General features: G+C 63.6%; 18 protein-coding genes and 1 pseudogene. 16 read left to right on the forward strand and 3 right to left on the reverse strand.

The window, feature by feature from the left end; all coding sequences use genetic code 11:
* Positions 1-104 precede the first annotated feature (104 nt).
* From D6C00_RS11875 to pssA, 5 genes are all read left to right on the forward strand, one after another.
* Entirely contained in the window at positions 105-1,799 is a 1,695-nt protein-coding gene (locus tag D6C00_RS11875) for an acetolactate synthase 3 large subunit (RefSeq protein WP_125181904.1), read from the forward strand.
* Positions 1,800-1,810: 11 nt separating this feature from the next.
* A complete protein-coding gene (gene ilvN, locus D6C00_RS11880) occupies positions 1,811-2,302 on the forward strand; it encodes an acetolactate synthase small subunit (RefSeq protein ID WP_125181905.1) in 492 nt (163 codons plus the stop codon).
* Positions 2,303-2,455: 153 nt separating this feature from the next.
* Entirely contained in the window at positions 2,456-3,472 is a 1,017-nt protein-coding gene (gene ilvC / locus D6C00_RS11885) for a ketol-acid reductoisomerase (protein WP_125182452.1), read from the forward strand.
* A gap of 44 nt (positions 3,473-3,516) precedes the next feature.
* Entirely contained in the window at positions 3,517-4,155 is a 639-nt protein-coding gene (locus tag D6C00_RS11890) for a phosphatidylserine decarboxylase (RefSeq protein WP_125181906.1), read from the forward strand.
* 25 nt (positions 4,156-4,180) lie between these two features.
* Complete coding sequence (pssA, locus tag D6C00_RS11895; RefSeq protein ID WP_125181907.1) at positions 4,181-4,966, forward strand: CDP-diacylglycerol--serine O-phosphatidyltransferase; 786 nt, start codon at positions 4,181-4,183, stop codon at positions 4,964-4,966.
* Between the two features lie 56 nt (positions 4,967-5,022).
* Here pssA and D6C00_RS11900 read toward each other — a convergent pair whose 3' ends face one another.
* Both D6C00_RS11900 and D6C00_RS11905 read right to left on the reverse strand, forming a co-directional pair.
* Positions 5,023-7,080 (reverse strand): HD domain-containing phosphohydrolase, encoded by a 2,058-nt coding sequence (locus tag D6C00_RS11900; protein WP_125181908.1) that lies wholly within the window; start codon positions 7,078-7,080, stop codon positions 5,023-5,025.
* A 15-nt stretch (positions 7,081-7,095) separates the two neighbouring features.
* Positions 7,096-7,716 (reverse strand): transglutaminase-like cysteine peptidase, encoded by a 621-nt coding sequence (locus tag D6C00_RS11905; RefSeq protein WP_125181909.1) that lies wholly within the window; start codon positions 7,714-7,716, stop codon positions 7,096-7,098.
* 202 nt (positions 7,717-7,918) lie between these two features.
* Between D6C00_RS11905 and D6C00_RS11910 the strand changes: the two genes are divergently transcribed.
* The 6 genes and pseudogenes from D6C00_RS11910 to D6C00_RS11935 all read left to right on the forward strand — a co-directional run bounded on the left by D6C00_RS11910 (position 7,919) and on the right by D6C00_RS11935 (position 15,382).
* On the forward strand, positions 7,919-9,205 hold the full coding sequence (locus D6C00_RS11910; protein WP_125181910.1) for a tetratricopeptide repeat protein: 1,287 nt from the start codon (positions 7,919-7,921) through the stop codon (positions 9,203-9,205).
* Positions 9,206-9,904: 699 nt separating this feature from the next.
* Positions 9,905-10,639 carry a YceI family protein gene (locus D6C00_RS11915; protein WP_125181911.1) on the forward strand — a complete coding sequence of 245 codons (735 nt, stop codon included), beginning with the start codon at positions 9,905-9,907 and terminating at the stop codon, positions 10,637-10,639.
* A 315-nt stretch (positions 10,640-10,954) separates the two neighbouring features.
* Positions 10,955-12,502: a 2-isopropylmalate synthase gene (locus D6C00_RS11920; RefSeq protein WP_125181912.1), complete on the forward strand. Its 1,548-nt coding sequence runs from the start codon at positions 10,955-10,957 to the stop codon at positions 12,500-12,502.
* On the forward strand, positions 12,502-13,254 hold the full coding sequence (locus D6C00_RS11925) for a uracil-DNA glycosylase (protein WP_170165451.1): 753 nt from the start codon (positions 12,502-12,504) through the stop codon (positions 13,252-13,254). The genes D6C00_RS11920 and D6C00_RS11925 overlap by 1 nt, the downstream gene beginning before the upstream one ends.
* Positions 13,251-13,718 (forward strand): ribosomal protein S18-alanine N-acetyltransferase, encoded by a 468-nt coding sequence (gene rimI, locus D6C00_RS11930; protein WP_177433212.1) that lies wholly within the window; start codon positions 13,251-13,253, stop codon positions 13,716-13,718. The genes D6C00_RS11925 and rimI overlap by 4 nt, the downstream gene beginning before the upstream one ends.
* 85 nt (positions 13,719-13,803) lie before the next feature.
* A pseudogene (locus D6C00_RS11935) lies at positions 13,804-15,382 on the forward strand (peptide chain release factor 3).
* A gap of 265 nt (positions 15,383-15,647) precedes the next feature.
* On the opposite strand, the gene glgC reads toward D6C00_RS11935, so the two are convergent.
* Positions 15,648-16,916, reverse strand: a complete 1,269-nt coding sequence (glgC, locus tag D6C00_RS11940) for a glucose-1-phosphate adenylyltransferase (RefSeq protein ID WP_255416789.1) — start codon at positions 16,914-16,916, stop codon at positions 15,648-15,650.
* A gap of 357 nt (positions 16,917-17,273) precedes the next feature.
* Between glgC and D6C00_RS11945 the strand changes: the two genes are divergently transcribed.
* From D6C00_RS11945 to nirB, 5 genes are all read left to right on the forward strand, one after another.
* Positions 17,274-17,837: an ANTAR domain-containing response regulator gene (locus tag D6C00_RS11945; protein WP_241546860.1), complete on the forward strand. Its 564-nt coding sequence runs from the start codon at positions 17,274-17,276 to the stop codon at positions 17,835-17,837.
* A 410-nt stretch (positions 17,838-18,247) separates the two neighbouring features.
* Complete coding sequence (locus D6C00_RS11950; protein ID WP_206609613.1) at positions 18,248-19,618, forward strand: CmpA/NrtA family ABC transporter substrate-binding protein; 1,371 nt, start codon at positions 18,248-18,250, stop codon at positions 19,616-19,618.
* A 30-nt stretch (positions 19,619-19,648) separates the two neighbouring features.
* Entirely contained in the window at positions 19,649-20,683 is a 1,035-nt protein-coding gene (locus D6C00_RS11955) for an ABC transporter permease (protein WP_125181916.1), read from the forward strand.
* 33 nt (positions 20,684-20,716) lie between these two features.
* Positions 20,717-22,864 (forward strand): nitrate ABC transporter ATP-binding protein, encoded by a 2,148-nt coding sequence (locus D6C00_RS15815; protein ID WP_125181917.1) that lies wholly within the window; start codon positions 20,717-20,719, stop codon positions 22,862-22,864.
* Between the two features lie 31 nt (positions 22,865-22,895).
* Positions 22,896-25,331: a nitrite reductase large subunit NirB gene (gene nirB, locus D6C00_RS11965; RefSeq protein WP_125181918.1), complete on the forward strand. Its 2,436-nt coding sequence runs from the start codon at positions 22,896-22,898 to the stop codon at positions 25,329-25,331.
* Positions 25,332-25,524 lie beyond the last annotated feature (193 nt).

Genomic DNA, 25,524 nt, shown 5'->3' on the forward strand with positions numbered 1-25,524 from the left:
CGGCCCGGCTCAGGGGTTCCTTGGTTTGGAGGCGCTCTTTCACCGGTAGCGGGGATTCTCGAACCCGGTGGCGATCACCAGCGTAACAGCGGGAGAACAATTTCGTGGAACTGACCGGCGCCGAGATCTTCGTTCGCTGCCTGCAGGATGAGGGCGTGGACCTCCTCTTCGGGTATCCGGGCGGGGCCGTGCTGCATATCTATGATGCCCTGTACCAGCAGGACAAGGTCCGGCATATCCTGGTGCGGCACGAACAGGCCGCCACCCATGCCGCCGACGGCTATGCCCGCGCCACCGGCAGGCCGGGGTGTGTGCTGGTCACCTCCGGCCCCGGCGCGACCAATGCCGTTACCGGCATCGCCACCGCCTACATGGATTCCATCCCCATGGTGGTGTTCACCGGCCAGGTACCGACCAACCTGATCGGCAACGACGCCTTCCAGGAGGTCGACAACATCGGCATCACGCGGCCCTGCGTGAAGCACAACTTCCTGGTCAAGGATGTCCGCGACCTGGCCGTGACCATCAAGAAGGCCTTCTATGTCGCCACCACCGGCCGGCCCGGGCCGGTGGTGGTGGATATCCCCAAGGACGTGAGCGCGGCCCGCTGCGAATACAGCTATCCGAAGAAGGTCCGGATGCGTTCCTACAATCCGACCGTCAAGGGTCACGCCGGCCAGATCAAGCGGGCCGTGGACCTGATGATGCAGGCGCGCCGGCCGATGCTCTACACCGGCGGCGGCGTGATCCTGGACAACGCCTCGCAGCAGCTCACCGAACTCGCCCGCCAGCTCAACTTTCCCATCACCAACACCCTGATGGGGCTGGGCGCCTATCCGGCCACTGATCGCCAGTTCGTCGGCATGCTGGGCATGCACGGCACCTACGAGGCCAACATGGCGATGCACAACTGCGATGTGTTGATCGCCATCGGGGCGCGTTTCGACGACCGGGTGACGGGCAATATCGAGAAATTCTGCCCCACGGCGAAGATCATCCACATCGACGTGGATCCGGCCAGCATCTCCAAGAACGTCAAGGTGGACGTGCCCATCGTCGGCTCGGTGGGCAATGTGCTGGAGCAACTGTCCAAACAGATCGGCGCCGTCAAGACGCGTCCCGACCCCGAGGCGCTGGCCGCCTGGTGGGAACAGATCGAGGAGTGGCGCGGGCTGGATTGCCTGAAGTACGATCGCGACAGCGAACTGGTCAAGCCGCAGTACGTGCTGGAGACCCTGTACAAGGTCACCAATGGCGATGCCTTCGTCACCTCGGACGTGGGCCAGCACCAGATGTGGGCCGCGCAGTTCTACAAGTTCGACCAGCCCCGGCGCTGGATCAACTCGGGCGGACTGGGCACCATGGGCTTCGGCTTCCCCGCCGCCATGGGCGTGCAGCTGGCCTATCCCGACGAGACGGTGTGCTGCATCACCGGCGAGGGCAGTATCCAGATGTGCATCCAGGAGCTGTCCACCTGTCTGCAGTACGGGCTGCCGATCAAGATCATCAATCTGAACAACCGTTACCTGGGGATGGTGCGCCAGTGGCAGGAGTTCTTCTATCAGAAGCGCTATGCCATGTCCTACATGGAGTCCCTGCCGAATTTCGTCAAGCTGGCCGAGAGCTACGGCCATGTCGGCATGCAGATCGACAAGCCGCAGGATGTGGAGGGCGCGCTCAAGGAGGCGATGCAGCTCAAGGACCGGCTGGTGTTCCTGGACTTCATCACCGACCAGAACGAGAACGTCTACCCGATGATCCCGGCCGGCGCGGGTCAGAATGAAATGATCCTGATTTAAGGTTGAGCATTATGCGGCACATCATTTCGATCCTGATGGAGAACGAGGCCGGCGCCCTGTCCCGGGTGGCGGGGCTGTTCTCCGCGCGAGCCTACAATATCGAGTCGTTGACCGTGGCGGCGACCGAGGATCCCTCGCTGTCGCGCATGACCATCGTCACCTCGGGCACCGATGAGATCATCGAACAGATCATCAAGCAGCTGAACAAGCTGGTCGATGTGGTGCGGCTGATGGATATGACCGACGGGCCCCACATCGAGCGCGAGATGATGATGGTCAAGGTCCGCGCCGAGGCTGGGCAGCGCGAGGAGTTCAAGCGCCTGGCCGACATCTTCCGCGGCCGCATCATCGACGTGACCGAGTCCACCTATGTGATCGAGCTGACCGGGGACTCCGCCAAGCTCGACGCCTTCCTGCAGGCGGTGGACACCGGCAAGATCATCGAGGTGGTGCGCTCGGGCGTGTCCGGCATCGCCCGCGGCGAAAAGGCGCTGACTATTTGAATTCTGAAACCGCCAAGACGCCAAGCAAATGCATTGAACCGCCAAGGCGCCAAGAGCGCCAGATAAATGCATTCATGAAATACTCTCTTTGGCGCCCTGGCGGTTCAGAAATGTTTTTGATGAAATCAGTAGTGGAGTGATCCAGACATGACTTTGAACATCTATTACGACAAGGACTGCGACCTTTCGCTGATCAAGGCGCGCAAGGTGACCATCATCGGCTACGGTTCGCAGGGGCATGCCCATGCGCTGAACCTGAAGGAATCCGGGGTCGATGTGACCGTCGGGCTGCGTCCCGGCTCGGGCTCGGCGGCCAAGGCCGAGAAGGAGGGTCTGAGCGTCAAGCCCATCGAGGAGGCGGTGAAGGGTGCCGATGTGGTGATGATGCTGGCCCCCGACGAATACCAGGCGCGGCTGTACAGCGACCAGATCGAGCCCAACATCAAGCAGGACGCCACCCTGGCCTTCGCCCACGGCTTTGCCATCCACTACAATCAGATCGTGCCGCGGGCGGATCTGGACGTGATCATGATCGCGCCCAAGGCGCCGGGCCACACGGTGCGCAGCGAGTTCGTGCGCGGCGGCGGCGTGCCGGATCTGGTGGCGATCCATCAGGACGCCTCCGGCAAGGCCAGGGATCTGGCCCTGTCCTACGCCTCGGCCATCGGCGGCGGGCGTACCGGTATCATCGAGACCAGCTTCAAGGACGAGACCGAGACCGACCTGTTCGGTGAGCAGGCGGTGCTGTGCGGCGGCGCGGTGGAACTGGTCAAGGCCGGTTTCGAGACTCTGGTCGAGGCCGGGTATGCCCCGGAGATGGCCTATTTCGAATGCCTGCACGAACTCAAGCTGATCGTGGACCTGATGTTCGAGGGCGGCATCGCCAACATGAACTACTCCATCTCCAACAACGCCGAGTACGGCGAGTACGTCACCGGCCCGAAGGTGATCAATGAGGAAAGCCGCAAGGCCATGCGCGAGGCGCTGCACAACATCCAGAACGGCGAGTATGCCAAGCGATTCATACTGGAGGGCATGAGCAACTATCCGCAGATGACCGCCATGCGCCGGTTGAATGCCGCGCACGAGATTGAGCAGGTCGGCGGGCGGCTGCGCGGTATGATGCCCTGGATCGCCGCCAACAAGCTGGTCGACAAAGACAAGAACTGAGGTGGATACAAGCGCCCTGCGGGGCGCTTTTTACATTTACGATCATGGCCCGTTCCCGTTATCCCATCATAGCCCGCCAGGGCTGGCTGCCCATTGCCGTCAGTCTCTGTGTGGCTGCCCTGGTCTGGTATTTCCTCGGCCCGGTCTGGGCGCTGCCGCTGCTCGCGCTGGCGGCACTGACCGCCTGGCTGTTCCGCGACCCCTACCGGCAGATCCCGGCCACCCCGCTCGGCGTGGTCAGTCCCGCCGACGGGGTTGTGGAGAGCGTCGATTCCGTCCATGATCCCTTCCTGCAGCGCGATGCCATCCGGGTCGTGCTGGCCATGCGCGGCGGGGATGTCTACACCACGCGCAGCCCGGTCGAGGGCAAGGTCATGGACATGCTGCAGGCCGAGTCGGAAAACGAGGGTGCCGCGCATGGGGTCTGGATCAAGACCGACGAGAGTGACGATATCGTCATCGTCATGCGCCGCGGCCGACTGGGCAGCACGCCGCGCTGTTTCGTGCAGTGCGGTGAGCGCGTCGGCCAGGGCCAGCGCTGCGGCTTCATCAATTTCGGTTCGCGGCTGGAGGTGTATCTGCCCGTGAACAGCCGCATCGACATCAGGCCCGGCAGCCATATCCACGCCGGCGCCGACCTGCTGGGCGTGCTGGTGCACAAGACCGACAGGGCGATATCCTGACCGGAGGACACGCAGCGGGGCCGTCATGACAGATAACCACTCGAATCAGTCTTCCCCCACCCGCCGTCCGCGCGGTATCTATCTGCTGCCCAACCTGTTCACCACCGCGGCCCTGTTCGCCGGTTTCTATGCCATTGTCTCGGCTACCGGCGACCGCTTCGAGGCTGCCGCCATTGCCATCTTCGTGGCCATGCTCATGGACGGGGTCGACGGCCGGGTGGCGCGCCTGACCAACACCCAGAGCGATTTCGGAGTCCAGTACGACAGCCTCTCGGATATGGTCAGCTTCGGTCTGGCGCCGGCCCTGGTGATGTACGAATGGTCGCTGCACAGTATGGCTGCCCACGGCTGGGTCTGGGCCAAGCTGGGCTGGCTGGGGGCCTTTGTCTACACCGCCGCCGCGGCGCTGCGACTGGCACGCTTCAATTCCCAGGTGGAGGTGGCGGACAAGCGCTATTTCCAGGGCCTGCCCAGTCCGTCGGCGGCCGCGCTGGTGGCCGGCATGATCTGGCTGGGGGCCGATGCCGGCATCGAGGGGGCGGATGTCTGGCCGCTGGCGCTGCTGATCATCACGGCGGCCGGCATTCTGATGGTCAGCAATCTGCGCTATTACAGTTTCAAGGAAGTGGACTTCAAGAACCGGGTGCCCTTCGTGGTGCTGCTGATCGTGGTGCTGCTGTTCGTGTTCGTCTCCATCGATCCGCCCACCTTCCTGTTTGCGGGCTTCCTGCTCTATGTGCTGTCCGGTCCGGTGATCACCATCTGGCGGCTGCGCCAGCGCCAACGCAGGCGCAAGGGAACGCCGCCCTGAGCAGCTGCAGGTGAAACCGCGCATGGCCGCTTTGTGGCCTTCGGGTCCTTTGTGGTTCAGGCTTTTCCCGTAGTCATTTCCCGGACCTCGCCGTTTTCCACCACATGGAACAGGGCCGCGATCACCTGGCGGTCGTACCGGCTGCCGGCGTCGGCGAGCAGCCGGTCCAGCGCCGCCTCGGCATCCAGGCCTTCGCGCCAGGCGCGGGGACTGACCAGGGCAACGAAGGCGTTGGCCACCGCAAGGATCCGGGCGCTGAGACGGATCTGGCCGTCCTGCAGGCCGTTGGGGTAGCCCGAGCCGTCCAGGTGTTCCTGTTTCTGACCGATGATTTCCAGCACCGGCCCGTCGAAGTCCAGGTTGGACAGGATATCCAGCGAGTACTGCACGTGCTGTCTGAGTTGAGCCTGCTCGTCCCTGGTGAGGGCGTCGGTCTTGGTCAGGATTTCCCCGGGCAGAAAGATCTTGCCCACGTTGGCCAGATTGGCGGCCATGTCCAGGGCGCGGCGTTCATCCTCCGGCAGTTCCATCGCCCGGGCGATGGCGTTGGCCACGGCCGCGGTGCGGACCGAGTGGTCGGCGGAATAGGGGTCGTGGGTATCGACCGCGCGCATCAGGGCTTGAATGGTCTGCTGCAGGGTCCGGGCCTGCTGCTGCTGGGCGCGGTGCAGCGCGGTGACGTCGTGCAGTACCACCAGGGTGGTCCGCTCCAGCCCGGCCCGTTCCGGCAGGTCCAGTACCCGGCACTCGAACCGGCGTTGGCGATCAGCGATCTGCAGGTCCAGCAGCCGGCTGGCCGGGTTGTCGGTGCGTGACTGCAGGAAGCCGGCCAGGATGGTGGCGACATCGGTGCCCAGTACGCTGGCCAGGCTCTTGCCGGGGATGTCCTCCACCGCGATGTCCATGGTGTTGGCCAGGGGGCGGTTGGCGAAGCGGAATTTCAGTTCTGAATCCAGCAGGAACAGGAAGTCGGTGACGTTGTCCGTCACCGCGTGCAGCAGCCGGCCCTGTTCCTCCAGTTCGCGGCGCCGCTCAGTCAGCTCCGCGGCCATGCGCTCGGCCCGCAGGCTGGTGCCGTGCCGCCAGGCGGCGACCAGGGCGGCACTGACCAGAAACAGGGTCAGCAGAAAGACACTGAGCAGGAAGCGGCGATGTTCGCGCGACTCGCTCAGGGCGGTGTCGGCATCGATCTTGTGCAGCAGGATCCAGGGGGCCTGTTCCAGCCGCCGGCTGGTCATCAGCACCTCTTCGCCCCGGTAGTCGGGCAGGCGCTGGAAGCTGCCGGGCGCGCGCAGCGCCTCGGCAGCGGCGAGCTGCTGGATCTGCAGGGTCAGCCGACGCTGGGTGGGCGGGGTGCCGTCACGCAGCGGCGAGAGATAGACGGCAAGGCCTTCCTGCTGTCCGACCAGGAGGGTCTCGCCCTGGCGCTGCGGCTCGCGCGTGGCGAGCAGCGGGAAGAGTTCGCGCTGGGCGTCCCGGATGCCGTGGATAACGCCGACGGGTTGCCGCCGCTGTGCGGCATCCACGCCCTGCACGGCGAACACCGGTACGGCGAAACCGGTCAGGGCATGGCCGTCGGGCGCGAGAAAGATGTCCTGCAGGGTCCGTTCCCCGGTGTCGATGACGCGTTGAACCAGATCGCGGCTTGCCGTGTCAGGTGCTGGCATGTGGGGCGTGGTCACCAGCATCCGGCCGGCGGCATCATACAGTGCCAGTCCGGCATGGCCGGTCTGCGGCAGGTTGGCCGGAATGCGCCCGGCCGGTGGTTCGGCCTGGAAACCGCTGCGCTGTGCCGCGGCCAGGATGAGGTTGCGCAGATAGCCCAGTGCGGCCTGCCGGTCTTCGTCCCTGTTACTGCTTCCGGCCTGGGACAGGTACATCTGCAGCGAGGCGTTGCCGGCCAGTTCCTCCAGGTCGGCGAAGCCCCGTGCCAGCCAGCTGTCCACGGCGCCGGCCCGGCTTTCGGCGATCAGGCCGAGACGCAGCTGCCACTGGCGCAGGTCACGCTGCTGCTCGAGCTGCAGGTACTGGAAGATCAGCACCAGGCCGATGCCGATGACCAGGGCCAGTGCGCCCAGGCCCAGGGCGAGCGGGTGCTTCAGCGGTTTCAGCAAGATCGGATCCCCGTGTCAGCCGGCCGGTGCGTGCAGCCACCAGCCGGTCTCATTGATGGAATACACCGGCACATAATGCAGGATACTGTGATGGTCCACGACCTGGTCGATCTGGTTGTCGAGGATCAGGATGCGCTCGTCCCGGTACACGGCCAGTACCGCATGGGGCACGCGCAGGTTGGTGTCCTGGAGGATTACCAGACGCATCCGCTCCACGGGGTAACCCAGCCACTTGAGTGAGAACAGCTTGGTCAGGGCATAGTCCTCGCAGTCGCCGTGATTGGCGAGGAATTCATGTACCACCGCCCAGTAGTCCTCCACCCCGTAGTTGTCGATGTCGAGCACATAGTCCTTGCGATTGGCGTAGCGGTTGACCGCCCTGATCTGCTCGCCGCGGGGCAGATCGCGAATCGAGGCCAGGAACTCCTGCCATTCATGCAGATGGCAGCTGTTGAATTCGGGACTGCTGCAGTCCTCCGCCTCGGGCCGGTCCTCCAGCAGATGCCGCTCCAGCACGCCGAGCCACTGCTCGAACATGCTGACGTCCTGCTGGGGAACGTCCCGGTAGCCGAACAGCTCCGCGGCCGCGACGGGACTCAGGCAACACAACAGCAGCAGCGGCAGGAACGGGCGCATCGGAGTTATCTGTCTGTAATTGCAGGGCAAAACACGGCCCAAGCCTATCAGCTTACGCGTTTGTGCGCCAATGCCTACAGACTTTTCATGTTGGATTCCGGGAAAATTGTCAAGTAAGATCGTCACGCTTCGCGTGTCCGATCACAGCGATTCAAGCCGGCGGCCATGCACCGTGGCAAACAATAATGATGGAGGAGATGTTATGCATAGGCGCTGGCGCACAGGCCTGCGGGCGTTGTTGATCCTGGTCGCCGGTCAGCTGGTTTTCATGCCGGTCCCGGCCGCCCAGGACGAAGACCTCGAGGTCCTGTTCCGGGAAGGGATGCAGGCGCTGGAGGACTATCGTCTGCGCAGCGCACGGGAGGCCTTTCAGGCCATACTCAATACCGACCCTTCGCTGCACCGGGCACGGCTGGAGCTGGCGATGACCTACTACCGCATGCTGGATTATCAGCAGGCGGAGACGCTGGCGCGACAGGTGCTGGAGGATCCCCAGACCCCGACCCAGGTGCGGCTGACCATCACTGCCTTCCTGGCCCAGGTCGAGGCCGACCGGGCGCGCTTTGCCCGCCGCCATGCCTGGCGCGCATCACTGGCCTTCGGCGGCATGCACGATTCCAATGTGAATGTCGGCCCTTCCTCGGAGATCCTGGCTGACAACATCCGCCTGCTGCCCGGCTTTACCCGGCGCAGCGACAATGCCCTGTTCGTGCAGCCCGGCCTCAGCCACACCTACAACCCGGGGCGGCGGATTCCCCTGGGCGAGCAGGTGGCCAGTCTCCTGTGGCAGTCGCAGTTCTCGTTCTATGATCGGGAGTATCACGAGCAGGACGACTTCAATCTGAATGTGGTCACCCTCAGCACCGGTCCGGTACTGGTGGCGCTGAAGCAGTGGCGGGCCGGGCTCAACCTGACCTTCGATCGGGTCGCGCTGGGCGGCGACGTCCTGGCCCTGTTCACCACCCTGCAGCCGCACGTCACCTGGCAGTTCGAACGCGGCGAACTGACGCTGGACGCGGCCTGGAGTCACCGCCGCTATGCCAGCGAGGTGGACAGCGGACGCGAAGGCGATTACGGCGCCTTCGGGGGCAGCCTGGTCCGTCACTTCCTCGACCGCCGTCTGAGCCTGCAGGGCGGCCTGCACTACCTGGACTTCGATGCCGACCAGTCCCGCTGGAGCTATCAGGGGCCCGAACTGATGCTGGGTGCCTCCTACAATGCCTGGGAGCGCGGCCGCCTGTTCGCCCGCGCAGTCCAGCGCAGCCTGGACTATGATGGCGTCTTTCCCCCCTTCGGCGAGGCGCGCGACGAGCGCGAACGGCGCTTTACCCTGGGCTTCAGTCACGTCTTCGCGGGCGGCCCGCTGGACCGCTGGCGGATGCAGGCCGAGTGGCAGCGGGTGTTCAACCGATCCGATGTGAACCTGTTCGAGTATGATCGCAGCCAGGTGAGTCTGACCTTCAGCCGCGGCTTTGAGCTGGGTTCATGATGTCGATAAAAATTACATAAATTTTCGCATATTTGTCGACGTTGATCTGACACTAAAATAAAAAATAGTTTAAATACAATTAGTTAATTAATAGCTCGTTGTTTGAGACTGTCGGTATTGTTGACATAAATTTCCGTCAGGCCATGAGTTGGTTTGTAGCTCATTGAAAGTAAACATCATATTCGTATGGTATGACAGTTGCTTATCCAGGGAAGATAGTGAATGGAAGGCGGCCCGCAGGCCAACCGGCGGGCGCGAGGAGATAAGGGTTATGTTACGACGGATCATCAGGTCATGGCCGGTCAGTTCCCTGTTCCTGTTGTGTTTCACCGGGCCGGCGGTCGCCGGCGCTCCCGGGGCGGAGAATGATTCGGTTCACTCCTGGGGTCGTTGGGAAACGCTGGCCCCGGCCGCCGGCGGGGTGCCGGATGTCTCCGCGCTCCAGCTCGAGACCGGCGTCGAACTGCGTCCCGGCGATGCGGCCGTGTTGACGCCGGGGTTCCGGAGCGAACCGCCCGCCGGCGGCGATAATGGCGGCGGCAGCGAACCCCCGGCACGGGCGCCTCTGCCGCCGATCACGAAAGTCAATCCGGACCAGCCGGTGGTGAATGTGCCGTCACCGCCCCCGCCGGCCCCCGGCGCCGCCGTCCGGATCCTGAGCCCGAATCAGACATGCAGTTGTCCCGGGAGGACGCAGTCATGAAATTACCGCGCTTTCACCTCGGCCTGTTCGCCCTGCTGACCATGCTCGCCAGCGGCCAGGCCGCCGCCTTCTCGATCGGTACCTACCAGTTCGAGAATGCCGACCTGGCCAGTGATCTGCTGAGCGGTTCCGGCATGGCCTATAATGGCGCCGATTACTACTGGGGCAGCGGTTCCAGCTGGCAGCTCAGCACCGACTCGGGCTGGGTTTCCAGCGCACCGCCGACCGAGGCCACGGATACCGAGCAGTTAGGGGCGACCACCTTCCTGGCCGCCACCCAGGGCAACGGTCCCCTGGGATTGGAGCTCGGTTTCAACAACCAGGGCCCGATCAACGGCGGTGGCGCTGACCTCGCCTTCTTCTTCCTGTTCGACCAGACGGAGAACACCGCCAGTCTGACCATCAACGGCGTGACCCGGGATCTCGTTTTCAACGATGTGTTCGACGGGGAGGGCGATCAGCAGGTGGCCAACGGCGTGGCCTGGGACGGCCAGACGCTGGACAATGTCCGGCTGATGGTCGGCGAGGCCGACCTGGCCGATTTCGGCCTGACGTCGGGCGCCGCCTGGAACGGCCCGGTGGGAATGGAGCTGACTCCCGGCAGCGGCCCCATGGCCTTTTCCATGGCCGGGGCGCTGAATACCCAGCCGATCCCGCTGCCCGCAGCCCTGCCCCTGATGCTGGCGGGCCTGTCCCTGTTGGGCTGGGCCGGGCGCCGCCGTCCGGCCTGAGTGCGCTCCGGCTTGTCAGGCCGCGGTGCCTGAGATATATTCGGAGTTCACGGACACTGAAACAGAATCGATCCTTCAAGATAAAGATGCACACAGCCGCCATCCACAATCTGCCCGGCTCTGCCCTGACCCCTGCCGCGGGTCTGGCTCTCGTGCTGCGTCTGCTGCTGCCGTCAGGCAGCTGATCTCACACCCCACATATCATTGACCCCCCCCCTTTCTGGCCCTCCCGGCCGGCAAAGTCCATAATGCTTTGCTATAGTGCGCGTGCGCCACGCGGGGGCGATACACCAGCATGAATCCCGGTGAACAGACATGAGCCAAGACAAGTTAATCATATTCGACACCACCCTGCGCGACGGCGAGCAGAGCCCCGGCGCGTCCATGACCAAGGAAGAGAAGATCCGCATCGCCAAGGCGCTGGAGAAGATGCGCGTGGATGTGATCGAGGCCGGTTTCCCGATCGCCAGCCCAGGTGATTTCGAGGCGGTCAAGGCCGTCGCCGAGTCGGTCAGGGACAGCACCGTGTGCGGTCTGGCGCGCGCCCTGGACAAGGATATCGATCGCGCCGGCGAGGCGCTGAAAGGGGCCAACAGCGCCCGCATCCATACCTTCATCGCCACCTCGCCCATCCACATGAAGATGAAGCTGCGCATGGAGCCCGACCAGGTGGTCGAGCAGGCCGTGCGTGCAGTGAGTCGCGCCCGTCAGCACACCGATAACGTGGAGTTCTCGCCCGAGGACGCCGGCCGCTCGGAAATCGATTTCCTGTGCCGGGTGATCGAGGCTGTGATCGACGCCGGCGCCGGCACCATCAACATCCCGGACACGGTCGGCTACAACGTGCCGGCCCAGTTCGGCGAGCTGATCCGTACCCTGATCGAGCGCGTGCCCAATGCCGACAAGGCGGTGTTCTCGGTGCACTGCCACAACGACCTCGGTCTGGCCGTGGCCAACTCGCTCTCCGCGGTGATGAACGGCGCCCGCCAGGTCGAGTGCACCATCAACGGCCTGGGCGAGCGTGCCGGCAATGCCGCGCTGGAAGAGGTGGTGATGGCGGTGCGTACCCGTCAGGATATCTTCACCTGCAATGTCGATCTGGACGCCACCCAGATCGTGCCCTGCTCGCGTCTGGTGTCCGGCATCACCGGCTTCGTGGTCCAGCCCAACAAGGCCATCGTCGGTGCCAACGCCTTTGCCCACGAATCCGGCATTCATCAGGACGGCGTGCTCAAGAGCCGCGAGACCTACGAGATCATGCAGGCCCAGGACGTTGGCTGGTCGGCCAACCGCATTGTGCTGGGCAAGCATTCCGGCCGCAATGCCTTCCGCAGCCGCATGCACGAACTGGGCATGGAGTTCGAATCGGAAGAGGCATTGAACGAGGCCTTCTCGCGGTTCAAGGACCTGGCCGACAAGAAGCACGAGATCTACGACGAGGATCTGCAGGCCATCGTCACCGAGGCCAACCTGGAAGCGGTCAACGAGCGCTACAAGCTCATGGCATTGCGGGTCTGTTCCGAGACCGGCGAGACGCCCGAGGCCGACATCACCCTGGCCATCGACGGCAGGGAATACAAGGCCACCGAGCAGGGCGGCGGACCGGTGGACGCGGCCTTCCGTGCCATCGAGGCCATCGTTGCCAGCGGCACCGAGCTGCAGCTGTATTCGGTCAACAACATCACCAGCGGGACCGACGCCCAGGGCGAGGTCACGGTGCGGCTGGAGCGCGCGGGCCGCATCGTCAACGGGCAGGGGGCGGACACGGACATCGTGATCGCCTCGGCCAAGGCCTATCTCAATGCGCTCAACAAGGTGATGGATTCCGCCGAGCGGGAGCATCCCCAGCTGGGCGATGTCTGATGACCGACCGGGGCCGGCAGCTGGCGTACCTGCAGCGCATGGGCATCGAAGCCTGGGTGCGGCGCGCGCCGCCGGCCGGGGTCGAGGCGGTGGCACCCGACCCCGCGCCTGACCCGGTCCCGACCCCCGTTCCAGTTCCAGCTCCAGGTGCGGCCACGGACACGGCCGCGGTCGCCACCCTGGACTGGGATGCACTGCGTGAGCGGGTACTGGGTTGTCGCGACTGCGAGCTGCATACTAGCCGCACCCAGGCGGTGTTCGGCGTCGGCAATCCTGACGCCGACTGGCTGGTCGTGGGCGAGGCCCCGGGGGCGGAGGAGGACCGGCGCGGGGAGCCTTTCGTCGGTCGTGCCGGACAGCTGCTCGATGCCATCCTCCGGGCTGCGGCCCAGGACCGCAAAACGGCCTATATCGCCAATATCCTCAAGTGCCGGCCGCCCAACAATCGGGATCCGAACCCGGATGAGATCAGCTGCTGTCAGGGTTACCTGGCCCGCCAGATCGCACTCATCCGGCCGCGCCTGATCCTCGCTGTGGGGCGCATCGCCGCCCAGCATCTGTTGGCCACGGATCTGCCCATCGGCCGGCTGCGCGGTCGGGTGCATCGCTGGGGCGAGGCGGCCATTCCGTTGGTCGTGACCTATCACCCGGCCTACCTGCTGCGTTCCCCCAGCGAGAAGCGCAAGGTCTGGCAGGATCTGCAGCTGGCCATGCAGTGTGAGCGCGAACAGGTGGAGGTGCCGATGCAATGAGTGCCGTGCCCTGTTTCGAGTCGGGCCGCATCCGCGCCATGGCGACGGAAGACCTGATGGCGGTCATGGAGATCGAGCGGTTGTGCTATGCGCACCCCTGGACCGCCGGCATCATGCGCGACTGCATGCGGGTGGGTTACAGCTGCTGGGTCTATGAGCGGGAGGCGGTCATCCAGGCCTACGCCATTCTGTCCGTGGCCGCTGGCGAGGCCCACCTGCTCAACCTGTGTGTACGGCCCGAGGCGCGCGGCCAGGGTGTCGGCCGCCGGTTGCTGCAGCATGTCATTGTCAGCGCCGCCCGGCTGGGGGCGGACACCCTGTTCCTGGAGGTGCGGCCCTCCAACGCCTCGGCCCTGGCCCTGTACGAAAAGCTGGATTTCAGCGAGGTCGGCCTGCGCAAGGCCTATTATCCCGGCCATAAGGGACGCGAGGACGCCATCGTCATGGCCCGGCCGCTGAACTGAAGTTCCGCGCCCCTCTTGGGTGGCGCAGGCTGCAGTAGTACAATAGAACGCTTTTCTGCGCCAGCACCGAGACGATCCCAGTACTATGTCCAACATCGCCCGCGAGGCGGCCCGGCGCCGCACCTTCGCCATCATCTCCCATCCCGACGCCGGCAAGACCACCCTGACCGAAAAGCTGCTGCTGTTCGGCGGGGCCATCCAGCTGGCCGGGACGGTGAAGGGCCGCAAGTCGACCCGTCACGCCACCTCCGACTGGATGGCGATGGAGCAGCAGCGCGGCATCTCGGTGACCTCCTCGGTCATGCAGTTCCCGTACAGGGAACGCATCGTCAACCTGCTGGATACCCCCGGCCACGAGGATTTCTCCGAGGACACCTACCGCACGCTCACCGCGGTGGACTCGGCCATGATGGTGATCGACGTGGCCAAGGGTGTGGAGGCGCGCACCATCAAGCTGATGGAGGTGTGCCGGCTGCGCACCACGCCCATCTTCACCTTCATCAACAAGCTGGACCGCGAGGGCCGCGAACCCATCGAGCTGATGGACGAGGTCGAGGAGGTGCTCGGCATTCGCTGCGCGCCGGTGACCTGGCCGATCGGCATGGGGCGTCGCTTCAAGGGCGTCTACCATCTGCTCGAGGATACCGTGCACCTGTATCAGCCGGGCAAGGGCAGCACCCGTCAGGATGTCACCGAGATCCGTGGACTCGACAATCCGGAGCTGGACCAGGTACTCGGCGGTCAGGCCGCCGAACTGCGCGAGGAGATCGAGCTGGTCAAGGGGGCGAGCAACGAATTCGATCCCGAGGCCTATCTGCGCGGTGAACTCACACCCGTGTTCTTCGGCTCGGCCATCAACAACTTCGGCGTGCAGGAACTGCTGGACTACTTCGAATACGCCCCCCCACCGCAACCGCACGAGACCGATGTTGCGGGTGGTCGAGCCGGACGAGGAGAAGTTCAGCGGTTTCGTGTTCAAGATCCAGGCGAACATGGATCCGCAGCATCGTGACCGCATCGCCTTTCTGCGCGTCTGTTCGGGGCGCTATACCCGCAACATGAAGATGCGCCAGGTGCGCATCGGCCGCGACGTGCAGGTGGCCAATGCCATGACCTTCATGGCCGCCGAGCGCGGCCAGGTGGAGGAGGCGTATCCCGGGGACATCATCGGCCTGCACAACCATGGCACCATCCGCATCGGCGACACCTTCACCCAGGGCGAGGAGCTGAAATTCACCGGTATCCCCAATTTCGCCCCGGAGCTGTTCCGCCGCGCCGTGCTCAGGGACCCGATGCGCATGAAGGCGCTGCAGAAGGGGCTGGATCAGCTGTGCGAGGAGGGCGCGACCCAGCTGTTCCGGCCGCTGCGCAACAATGACCTGATCCTGGGGGCGGTCGGCGTGCTGCAGTTCGAGGTGGTCGCCCAGCGGCTGCGGGACGAGTACAAGGTGGAATGCGCCTTCGAGCCGATCTCGGTGGCGACCGCGCGCTGGGTCGGGTGCGATGATGACAAACTGATGCAGAAGTTCCGTGACAAGGCCTACGAGAACCTGGCCCTGGATCAGAGCGATGAGCTGGTCTATATCGCCCCCACCCGCGTCAATCTGCAGATGGCGCAGGAGCGTTTCCCCGAGGTGGAATTCCATGCCACCCGTGAGCATTGATGCAGTACGTAGGTCGGGTTACGCTCCGCTAACCCGACCTACATGCACCTTCAATTGGCGCAGATGAACACCTGTGGTGCGGATTTGTGGCCTCCCTGCAGGTGCGGCTGTTCCAACCTCATGTTTTTGCTTGATGGCCAAAGCTGGCACGGAACCTGAAAGACACTGACTGTCTGCAGGTGCAACGCGCGCATGCAGCCATTGTCTCTCCTCTACTATGACTTGAGGGATGCCCTGCATCCCTCTTTTTTATTTCCCGCCCGGGTCAGGGCGGATCCTCGAAGCGATAGCCCTTGGGTACGACCACGATGCCGCCGGGCGAGACGCTGAAACGCTGCCGATCGGCCTCGGGGTCGAAACCGATCCGTGCCTGCTGCGGAATCCGTACATCCTTGTCGACGATGCAATTGCGCAGCCGCGCGCCTTCACCGATCCGCACCCGGTCGAACAGAATGGAGCCCTGGATCTGCGCCTCGTCGTCGATGAAGACATGTGGGAACAGGATGGAGTGCTGCACGCTGCCGCCGGCAATCACCGCACCGCCGGCGACGATGGAATTGATGAAGATCCCCTCATTGCCCGAGCTGCCCGGCACCGTGCGTGCCGGCGGGGTCTGGGGCTGGTAGCTGCGGATGGTCCAGTCGTCCTGGTACAGATTCAGCGCCGGCATCGGCTTGAGCAGCTCCATGTTCGCCTCATAGTAGGCGTCGATGGTGCCCACGTCGCGCCAGTAGCGGTCCGGTGAGACCCGCCCGGTCTCGCCGCCGAAGGGATAGGCCTGGACCCGGTGCTCGCGGATCAGGCGCGGCAGGATGTCGCGACCGAAATCATGGCTGGAATCGGCCAGGTCGTGATCGGTATGCAGTGTTTCCTGCAGTAATCCCATGGAAAAGACGTAGATCCCCATCGAGACCAGAGCGGTGTCCGGCCGGCCCGGGAGCGCAGTCGCTCGCTCCGGCTTCTCGTGGAAATCCGTGATGCGCTGCCCGTCATCCACGCTGACCACGCCGAAACTGCCGGCCTCGGCCAGCGGCACCTGCATGCAGGCGATGCTGACATCGGCGTTGCTGTCGCGGTGCCGGCGCAGCATGGCGGCATAGTCCATGCGGTAGATGTGGTCCCCCGACAGGATCAGTACCTGTTCGGCGCCGCTGCGCTCCAGCAGGTAGAGGTTCTGGTAGATGGCATCGGCCGTGCCGGCATACCAGCGTTCCCCCGTGCGCATCTGCGGCGGGACCGCAGTGACGTATTCGCCCAGTTCCGGGTTGAAGATGGACCAGCCGTCGCGCAGATGCTTGTTCAGCGAATGCGACTTGTACTGGGTCAGCACCAGTATGCGGCGCAGCCCCGAGTGCAGGCAGTTGCTGAGCGAGAAGTCGATGATCCGGTACTTGCCTCCAAAGGGCACGGCCGGCTTGGCCCGGTCCGAGGTCAGGGGCTGCAGGCGGGAGCCGACGCCGCCGGCAAGTAGTATGGTGAGGGTATTGTCCAGCATCTGTCGTTTACCTGATTGGGTTGCACTGAAATACGTCAGTGTATTCCGGCGAGCCACGGGTGGGCGCCTGCGTAATCGCGTAGCAAGCACTATGCCGGTGCAGCTGCACTGCCTGCAAGCATATGGAATTCATCGTGAAGAATTCATGATTCCATTCCGGTGCAGACATTCTCCGGCGGCTGCTCACGTGCCTGCGGCCCGGTGTGCACCAAAGCCGGTCATGTTGCCTGGTGCCGCTCCCTCATGCGGTGCATGCAGGCCGGCTTGCCCCGAATCGTGTTCAGGCTATGTGCATGATTTAAATGCATCATGCCTGCATGTATCGGGTATGGCACAGAGCTTGTAAGTCCCAGTCTTAAACCTTCGTGGCAGTGCTTCAGTTATGAAACCGCGGTAATGCTGATTGATGAGAGCGAGGCCCGTGCAAACCTGCTTGAAGACGCCCTCAGTGCCGAAGGCTATGAGATCGTGGCCAGGGTGCGTGCGGGGATCAATCTCTATGATGAGGTGGAGGCTGTTGCGCCGGATATCGTCATCATCGATATGGGCTCGCCGGATCGCGATATGCTGGAGCAGATGCGGACCCTGCACGACGCCCATCCGCGGCCAGTCGTCATGTTCGCCAACAACGATGATGCGCACATGATCCGCGATGCGGTCCGGGCCGGCGTGAGTGCCTATGTGGTGGACGGCCTGAGCCGGGAACGGGTGCGGCCCATCCTGGAAGTGGCCATTGCGCGGTTCAATGAATTCCAGCAGTTGCGCCAGGAGCTGGCGCAGACTCGTACCACGCTGGAGGAGCGCAAGCTGATCGATCGCGCCAAGGGCATACTCATGGACCGGCGGGGTCTCAATGAAAGCGAGGCCTACGATCTTCTGCGCAGGAAGGCGATGGACAGCAACAGTAAGCTGGTCGATATCGCCAGAACCGTGCTGGCCGCGGTAGATCTGCTCGGATAGCGGCAGGAGATGAATAGGCGGTGGCCTGTTGTTCCCGATCAGGTTCGAAGTTGGTGCAGGCAGGGTGTTTGACCGTATCCAACCGCACAACCGGTGTGCATGCGGTATGCCTTTCCGGAATGCGAAAATGGAAATTAATCAGTAAATCAGGAGGCTATGTTTTTGGCATGTATTGTGCTGAATAATCAGACCAAGTGAGAGCGCGCAACGATGCGTGTTCCATAGCGACAGGCTGCAGGCCACCGAAGGTCTGCTGCAGCGATTAACGCCCCGGCGGCGGTCGTTCGGACAACGGCGTCCATGTTTTCAGTCTCGGCTGGAAATGTGGGCGCTTTTTTTTGGCATAAATAAAGGGTGATGACATGACAGACCAGAACCATTCCCTGCTGCCCCGCCTGTACGGCGGGCTCATGCGTGCGGCCAGATACACGGCTGGAGTCATCGGCCTGATCTCGGCAACCGGGCTCGCGTCCCTGCCGGTGCAGGCGGAAATCGGTTGGCCGGAAAAGGATGAGCTCAAGTTCGGCTTCATCAAGCTGACCGACATGGCGCCCCTGGCGATTGCCTATGAGAAAGGCTACTTCGAGGACGAGGGTCTGTACGTCACCCTGGAGGCGCAGGCGAACTGGAAGGTGCTGCTGGACGGGGTCATTGACGGCCAGCTGGACGGCGCCCACATGCTGGCCGGCCAGCCGCTGGCGGCTACCATCGGTTTCGGCACCGAGGCACATATCGTCACGCCCTTTTCCATGGATCTCAACGGCAACGGCATCACCGTCTCCAACAGTGTCTGGGAGCAGATGAAGCCCAATGTACCGAAGCGCGGGGACGGCAGGCCGGAGCATCCCATCAGCGCCGAGGCGCTCAAGCCGGTCGTGGAGGATTACCGGCAGAAGGGCAAGCCGTTCAAGATGGGCATGGTCTTTCCCGTCTCGACCCACAACTATGAACTGCGCTACTGGCTTGCCGCCGGCGGGCTGCATCCGGGCTACTACGCACCCCACAAGGGCGACACCAGCGGCACGCTGGAGGCGGATGTGCTGCTGTCGGTCACACCGCCGCCGCAGATGCCCTCGACGCTGGAGGCAGGCACCATCTACGGCTACTGCGTGGGCGAGCCCTGGAACCAGCAGGCCGTGTTCAAGGGCATCGGTGTGCCGGTCATCACCGACTACGAGATCTGGAAGAACAATCCGGAAAAGGTCTTCGGCATGGCCAGCGCCTTTACCGAGCAGTATCCGAACACCACCGTGCGTGTGGTCAAGGCGCTGATACGGGCCGCGCGGTGGTTGGATGAGAACGACAACGCCAATCGCGAAGAGGCGGTGGAGATACTGTCCCGGCCCTATTATGTCGGTGCCGACTACGATGTCATCGCCAACTCCATGACCGGCACCTTCGAGTACGAGAAGGGCGACAAGCGTGAGATTCCGGACTTCAACGTGTTCTTCCGCTACAACGCCACCTATCCCTACTACTCGGATGCCGTCTGGTATCTCACCCAGATGCGCCGCTGGGGCCAGATATCGGAATACAAGTCCGACGACTGGTACATGCAGGTGGCGAAGAAGGTCTATCGCCCGGACATCTACCGGCAGGCCGCCGAAGCCCTGATCGCCGAGGGCGTGATGACAGCCGATGAATTCCCGGACTTTGCCAGGGAAAGCGGGTTCCGGGCGCCGCAGACGGAATTCATCGACGGCATCACTTTCGATGGTACCCGACCCAACGCCTACCTGGAGCAATTCCCGATCGGTATGAAGGGCGAGGACAGGATCTGAGTCGGTTCAACTCGGTTCGGAGATATACAGATGAACATACTGGCAATCCGCAGCAGAAAGACCTTCGATCTGCCCCTGAAAGACCGTTTGTTCGATCGCCTGTCCGCGCAGAGCACCGGAAAAACGGTTGTCCGGTTGGTGCATTCCCTGGTGATTCCGGTGCTGGCGCTGGCCATTTTCATGGGCCTGTGGAGCGTGGGGGCCCGGCAGGTTGAGACATCACTGGGCGTCTTTCCCGGTCCGGTCGCTGTCATGCAGCAGGCCGGGGCGCTGTGGGAGGAATACCAGTCCGAACAGGCGCGGAAGGCTGACTTTTACCAGCGGCTCGAGACGCGGGTGGACAAGGCGCGTGCGGCCGGTATGCCTGAGGAACGCATCGAGCGGATGCGAAGCCGGGATTATACCGGCCATCCGACCTTCATCTCCCAGGTCGTTACCAGCCTGGGTACGGTGGCAAGCGGCTTTATCCTGGCATCCATCATCGCCATCCCTCTCGGTATCCTCATCGGGTTGAGCAACACCCTGTACGAGGCCTTCAATCCCATTATCCAGCTGTTCAAGCCGGTCTCGCCGCTGGCCTGGCTGCCGCTGGTCACCATGGTGGTCTCTTCGCTGTACGTCAGCCAGGATCCGATGTTCTCCAAGTCATTTCTGAACTCGGCGCTGACGGTCACGCTGTGCTGTCTGTGGCCGACCATCATCAACACCGCTGTCGGTGTGTCCGGCGTCAGCCGTGACCTGATCAACGTCAGCCGGGTGCTGCGTCTGAACTGGTTCACCAAGACGACCAGGATCGTGCTGCCGTCCTCCACCCCGATGATCTTCACCGGCCTGCGGTTGTCGCTCGGCATCGGCTGGATGGTCCTGATCGCGGCAGAGATGCTGGCGCAGAACCCGGGCCTGGGGAAATTCGTCTGGGACGAGTTCCAGAACGGAAGTTCGGAGTCGTTGTCGCGCATCATGGTGGCGGTACTGGTGATCGGCCTTGTCGGTTTTATGCTCGACCGTCTGATGCTGATGCTGCAGCGGGCGGTAAGCTGGGACAAGAGTCTGGTGCTGCGGTGAACCCCGCATTGCAATGACAAGGGAGGCAACATAATGAGTGCATACCTCAATATCGACCATGTGGGGATCACCTTCCCGACCGACAAGGGCCCCTTGAATGTGCTCGACGAGGTCAACCTGCGGGTCGATAAGGGCGAATTCATTACCCTGATCGGACATTCCGGCTGCGGCAAGTCCACGGTGCTGAATATAGTCGCCGGGCTGCTCAATGCCAGCAGGGGCGGCGTGATTCTGGAAGGCCGCGAGGTCACCGATCCCGGTCCCGACCGGGCGGTCGTGTTCCAGAACCATTCGCTGTTGCCCTGGTTGAGCGTCTACAGCAATGTCCGCCTGGCCGTTGATCAGGTGTTCAGAAAGTCCATGTCGAGGCATGAACGTGACGAATGGACCCGGCACAACCTCGAACTGGTGCAGATGTCGCACGCGCTGGATCGGCGTCCGGACGAGATCTCCGGCGGCATGAAGCAGCGCGTCGGTATCGCCCGGGCCCTGGCGATGCAGCCCAAGGTGCTGTTGATGGACGAACCCTTCGGGGCGCTGGACGCCCTGACCCGTACCCACATGCAGGATTCGCTGATGGATATCCATGCAAGCCTGAACAATACGGTCATCATGATCACGCACGATGTCGACGAGGCGGTGCTGCTGTCGGACCGTATCGTGATGATGAGCAACGGCCCGTCGGCGACGATCGGCAATATTCTGGATGTCGGGCTGTCGCGCCCGCGCGACCGACTGGATCTCGCCGATGACGGCGACTACAACCAGTATCGCGCCGAGGTTGTGCGCTTCCTGCATGAACGACACAAGGCTGTCTCGCCGAGAGGGGCCTCAAAGGTCGTTCGGATTCCGGGGGGCAGGCCCCGGCGGGATAGCATCAAACCCGAGAAGCACGAGGTCATGCTCGGCTTCGTGCCCCTGACTGACTGTGCGCCGCTGGTGATCGCCCGGGAAAAGGGGATGTTCAAGAAGCATGGCCTGAGCGTGCAGCTGTCGAAGGAATCGTCCTGGGCCAGTATCCGCGACAAGGTCTGCTATGGCGTGCTGGACGGCGCCCAGATGCTGGCCGCGATGCCCTTGACAGCCTCCGTGCAGCAGCAGTGCCAGCCCATGGTGACAGCCATGTCGCTGAGCCTTGGCGGTAATGCCGTCACCGTATCCAGTTCGTTGTATGCCCTGCTGCAAGCCGTCGAGGGGCAGGACCTGGCCACAGCGGAGGGCTCGGCGAGCGCGCTGGCACAGGTGATCCGGCAGCGACGGGCCCGGGGGGAGCCGCCGCTGCAGTTCGGCGTGGTCTATCCCGAGTCGTCGCATAACTATCTGCTGCGCTACTGGATGGCCAGCGCCGGTATCGATCCGGACGAGGATGTGGAGATCCGTGTGGTGCCGCCGCCGTATGTGGTTGACCGCCTGCGGGACGGCAGTCTGTCCGGCTACTGCGTGGGCGAGCCCTGGAATGCCAAGGCCGTCAGCGACGGCATCGGCCGTGTGCTGACCACGACCCACGCTATCTGGAATCACCATCCGGAGAAGGTGTTCGGCGTGACCAGGGCCTGGGCCGAGGCCTATCCCCGCACCCACCAGGCCGTTCTCATGGCCCTGCTGGAGGCGTGCAGCTGGCTGGATGCGCCGGTAAACCGTGACGAGGCCTGCCGTATCCTGAGTCGCCCCGAATATGTGGACAGCCCGGAGGAGGTGCTGGCGATGTCGCTGCAGGGCAGCGCCCCGGGGGGCGTACAGCCTGAACTCAGGGCGCCGGTGTTCCATCGTTATCTGGCCAACCAGCCCTGGCGCTCTCATGCCACCTGGTTCCTCAGTCAGATGCTGCGCTGGGGCCAGGTGACCCAGCCGCAGGCACTGGACGATATCGTCGCGTCCGTCTATCGGCCTGACCTGTATCGCGAAGCGGCGGGCAGGCTCGGCATGCCGGTCAGTCATCTGGACGCTCGCTGTGAAGGCAGGCACACCGACCGGTGGTGGCTTGAGAGTGAAAATCCGCCGGTGGAGATGGGCGCAGACAGTTTCATGGACGGCCGGCGTTTCGATCCCCGGGAGGTCATCGATTACATCAAGGGTTTTTCCCTTTCCCACGAAGTGGTCGAACTGGCCACCTGGCGGACCCTGAATCCGGGGTCGGATGAGACCGGCGGGGCGTGCCACGAACAGGCCACGGGCCAATGATCCACAGACATTCAGGCAGAGGCGAACGGACATGAAAGAGAAACTGATACTGGTGGGCAACGGCATGGCAGGTGTCAAAGTGCTGGAGGAACTGCTCAAACTGGCGCCGGATCTGTACGAGATCACCGTCTTCGGCGCCGAGCCCTACGGCAACTACAATCGGATCATGCTGTCCCCGGTACTGGCGGGCGAGAAGGGCATCGAGGAGATCATGCTCAACGACGAGGTCTGGTATGCCGACAACGGCATCCGCCTGTACAAGGGGAAAGCGGTGGTCGATATTGACCGCCGTCAGCGCCTGGTTGTCGCCGATGACGGCACCGCCGAGACCTATGACCGTCTAATACTGGCCACCGGTTCCACGCCCTTCATCATTCCGGTGCCCGGCCATGAGTTGCCCGGCGTGATTGGATTTCGTGATATCGCCGATGTCGACCGCATGCTGGAAGCGGCCACGGACAGGGGCCGGGCGGTGGTCATAGGCGGCGGCCTGCTGGGTCTGGAGGCGGCCAACGGGCTGAAGAAGCAGGGCATGGAGGTCACGGTGGTGCACCTGCTCGACAGCCTGATGGAGAAACAGCTGGATGCCCCGGCCGCGGCCCTGCTCAAGGCCGAGCTGGAGGGGCGCGGCATGCGTTTTCTGATGCCGGCGCAGACCGAGGCCATCCTGGGCCGGGAGCGGGTGGAGGCGGTCCGTTTCAGGGACGGTTCGGAACTGCCTGCCGATCTGGTGGTGATGGCGGTAGGTATCCGCCCGAACATCGCGCTGGCGCAGAAGACCGGCCTGCACTGCGAGCGGGGTGTCGTGGTCAACGATACCCTCCAGACCTTCGACCCCTGCATCTATGCCGTAGGCGAGTGTGTGCAGCACCGGGGTCTGAACTATGGCCTGGTTGCCCCCCTGTTCGAACAGGCCCGGGTGTGTGCGAACCACCTGGCCCGGCTCGGCTACTCCCGCTACGAGGGTTCGGTGGCCTCGACCAGGCTCAAGGTCACCGGTGTGAATCTGTTCTCGGCCGGCGAGTTCAACGGCGACCATACGACCGAGACCATGGTGTTCCAGGACCCGGGCCGGGGTGTCTACAAGAAGCTCGTATTGAAGGACAACCGCATCGAGGGTGCGGTGCTGTACGGCGATACCCTCGACGGTGCCTGGTACTTCGAGCTGATGCGCGACGCTACCGATATCAGCGATTTTCGCGAGAACATCCTGTTCGGCCAGGCCCACCTGGGCGATGCCGGTCACGGTGAGGAACAGCGGGTCAGCTCCCTGCCGGACTCGGCCGAGATCTGCGGCTGCAACGGTGTGTGCAAGGGCGAGATCGTCCAGGCCATCGGACAGCACCAGCTGTTCACACTGGACGAGGTGCGTGCACACACCAAGGCGTCGAGTTCCTGCGGTTCCTGCACCGGCCTGGTGGAGGCGATTCTGGCCCAGGCGGTCGGCGGGGACTACTCCCGGGCGCCGGCGAAAAAACCCATGTGCGGCTGCACCGAGCACTCCCACGACGCGGTGCGCAGGGTCATCCGGGAACAGGAACTGAAGAGCATCCCGGCCGTGATGCAATTCCTGGAATGGAAGACCCCGGACGGTTGTCCCAGGTGCCGTCCGGCGCTGAACTTCTATCTGGTCTGTGCCTGGCCGTCGGAGTACCAGGACGATTACCAGTCCCGCTTCATCAATGAGCGGGTGCACGCCAACATCCAGAAGGACGGGACCTATTCGGTGGTGCCGCGCATGTGGGGCGGCGAGACCACGCCGGCCGAGCTCAGGGCGCTGGCCGAGATTGCGGAAAAATACGAGGTGCCCACAGTGCACGTCACCGGCGGTCAGCGCATCGACATGCTGGGGGTGAAGAAGGAGGATCTGCCGGCCATGTGGGGCGATCTGAGCCGGGCCGGCTTTGTGTCCGGGCACGCCTACGGCAAGGCGATCCGTACGGTCAAGACCTGTGTCGGCAGGGAGTGGTGCCGGTTCGGCACCCAGAACTCGACGCAGATGGGTGTCGATCTGGAGAAGATGGCCTGGGGTTCCTGGATGCCGCACAAGGTCAAGCTGGCGGTGTCGGGCTGTCCGCGCAACTGCGCCGAGGCCACCATCAAGGACTTCGGCGTGGTGGCGGTGGATTCCGGCTGGGAACTGCATGTGGGCGGCAACGGTGGGGTGAAGGTCAGGGCAACCGACTACCTGTGCCACGTCGCCACACCGGAAGCGGTGATGGAATATTGCGCGGCCTACCTGCAGCTCTATCGCGAGAATGCCCATTACCTGGAACGGACCGCGCCCTGGATCGAGCGGGTCGGACTGTCCTGGGTCAAGGCAAAGATTGTGGAGGATGCGAAGGGGCGCGGGGCTCTGGCCGGGCGTTTTCTGGAGTCTCAGCGCTACGCCCAGGTCGATCCCTGGAAGGCGCGGGCCGAGGGCGCCGATGCCCACGAATTCCGGCCGCTGCAGCAGGTCGGTTGAATCCCGTTCGCCGCTGGTGTACCGGCGACCGGGGTGGTTGGTGATGACCGAGTAAGTAAGGAGCAGTTGTTGCAACAGCCAGAAGACATAAGGGCCTGGGACAGCGGAACTGGCTGGAGGTGGGAGTCGACTAGCTTCCCCCGGCTGGGTGGCGCGGTGGTCGTACGGCGCCCCGGGAGATGAAATTGCGGTC

Source organism: Thiohalobacter thiocyanaticus (assembly GCF_003932505.1).
Lineage (GTDB): Bacteria > Pseudomonadota > Gammaproteobacteria > Thiohalobacterales > Thiohalobacteraceae > Thiohalobacter > Thiohalobacter thiocyanaticus.

Bases quoted from the DNA above. Each gene is read 5' to 3' on its own strand.
- D6C00_RS11905 (WP_125181909.1), bottom strand. From the start codon at position 7,716: ATGCGCCCGTTCCTGCCGCTGCTGCTGTTGTGTTGCCTGAGTCCCGTC.
- D6C00_RS11910 (WP_125181910.1), top strand. From the start codon at position 7,919: ATGCATAGGCGCTGGCGCACAGGCCTGCGGGCGTTGTTGATCCTGGTC.
- D6C00_RS11925 (WP_170165451.1), top strand. From the start codon at position 12,502: ATGACCGACCGGGGCCGGCAGCTGGCGTACCTGCAGCGCATGGGCATC.
- rimI (WP_177433212.1), top strand. From the start codon at position 13,251: ATGAGTGCCGTGCCCTGTTTCGAGTCGGGCCGCATCCGCGCCATGGCG.
- nirB (WP_125181918.1), top strand. From the start codon at position 22,896: ATGAAAGAGAAACTGATACTGGTGGGCAACGGCATGGCAGGTGTCAAA.
- D6C00_RS11950 (WP_206609613.1), top strand. From the start codon at position 18,248: ATGCGTGCGGCCAGATACACGGCTGGAGTCATCGGCCTGATCTCGGCA.
- D6C00_RS11955 (WP_125181916.1), top strand. From the start codon at position 19,649: ATGAACATACTGGCAATCCGCAGCAGAAAGACCTTCGATCTGCCCCTG.
- D6C00_RS11945 (WP_241546860.1), top strand. From the start codon at position 17,274: ATGCTGATTGATGAGAGCGAGGCCCGTGCAAACCTGCTTGAAGACGCC.
- D6C00_RS11890 (WP_125181906.1), top strand. From the start codon at position 3,517: ATGGCCCGTTCCCGTTATCCCATCATAGCCCGCCAGGGCTGGCTGCCC.
- D6C00_RS11920 (WP_125181912.1), top strand. From the start codon at position 10,955: ATGAGCCAAGACAAGTTAATCATATTCGACACCACCCTGCGCGACGGC.
- D6C00_RS11915 (WP_125181911.1), top strand. From the start codon at position 9,905: ATGAAATTACCGCGCTTTCACCTCGGCCTGTTCGCCCTGCTGACCATG.
- D6C00_RS15815 (WP_125181917.1), top strand. From the start codon at position 20,717: ATGAGTGCATACCTCAATATCGACCATGTGGGGATCACCTTCCCGACC.
- ilvN (WP_125181905.1), top strand. From the start codon at position 1,811: ATGCGGCACATCATTTCGATCCTGATGGAGAACGAGGCCGGCGCCCTG.
- pssA (WP_125181907.1), top strand. From the start codon at position 4,181: ATGACAGATAACCACTCGAATCAGTCTTCCCCCACCCGCCGTCCGCGC.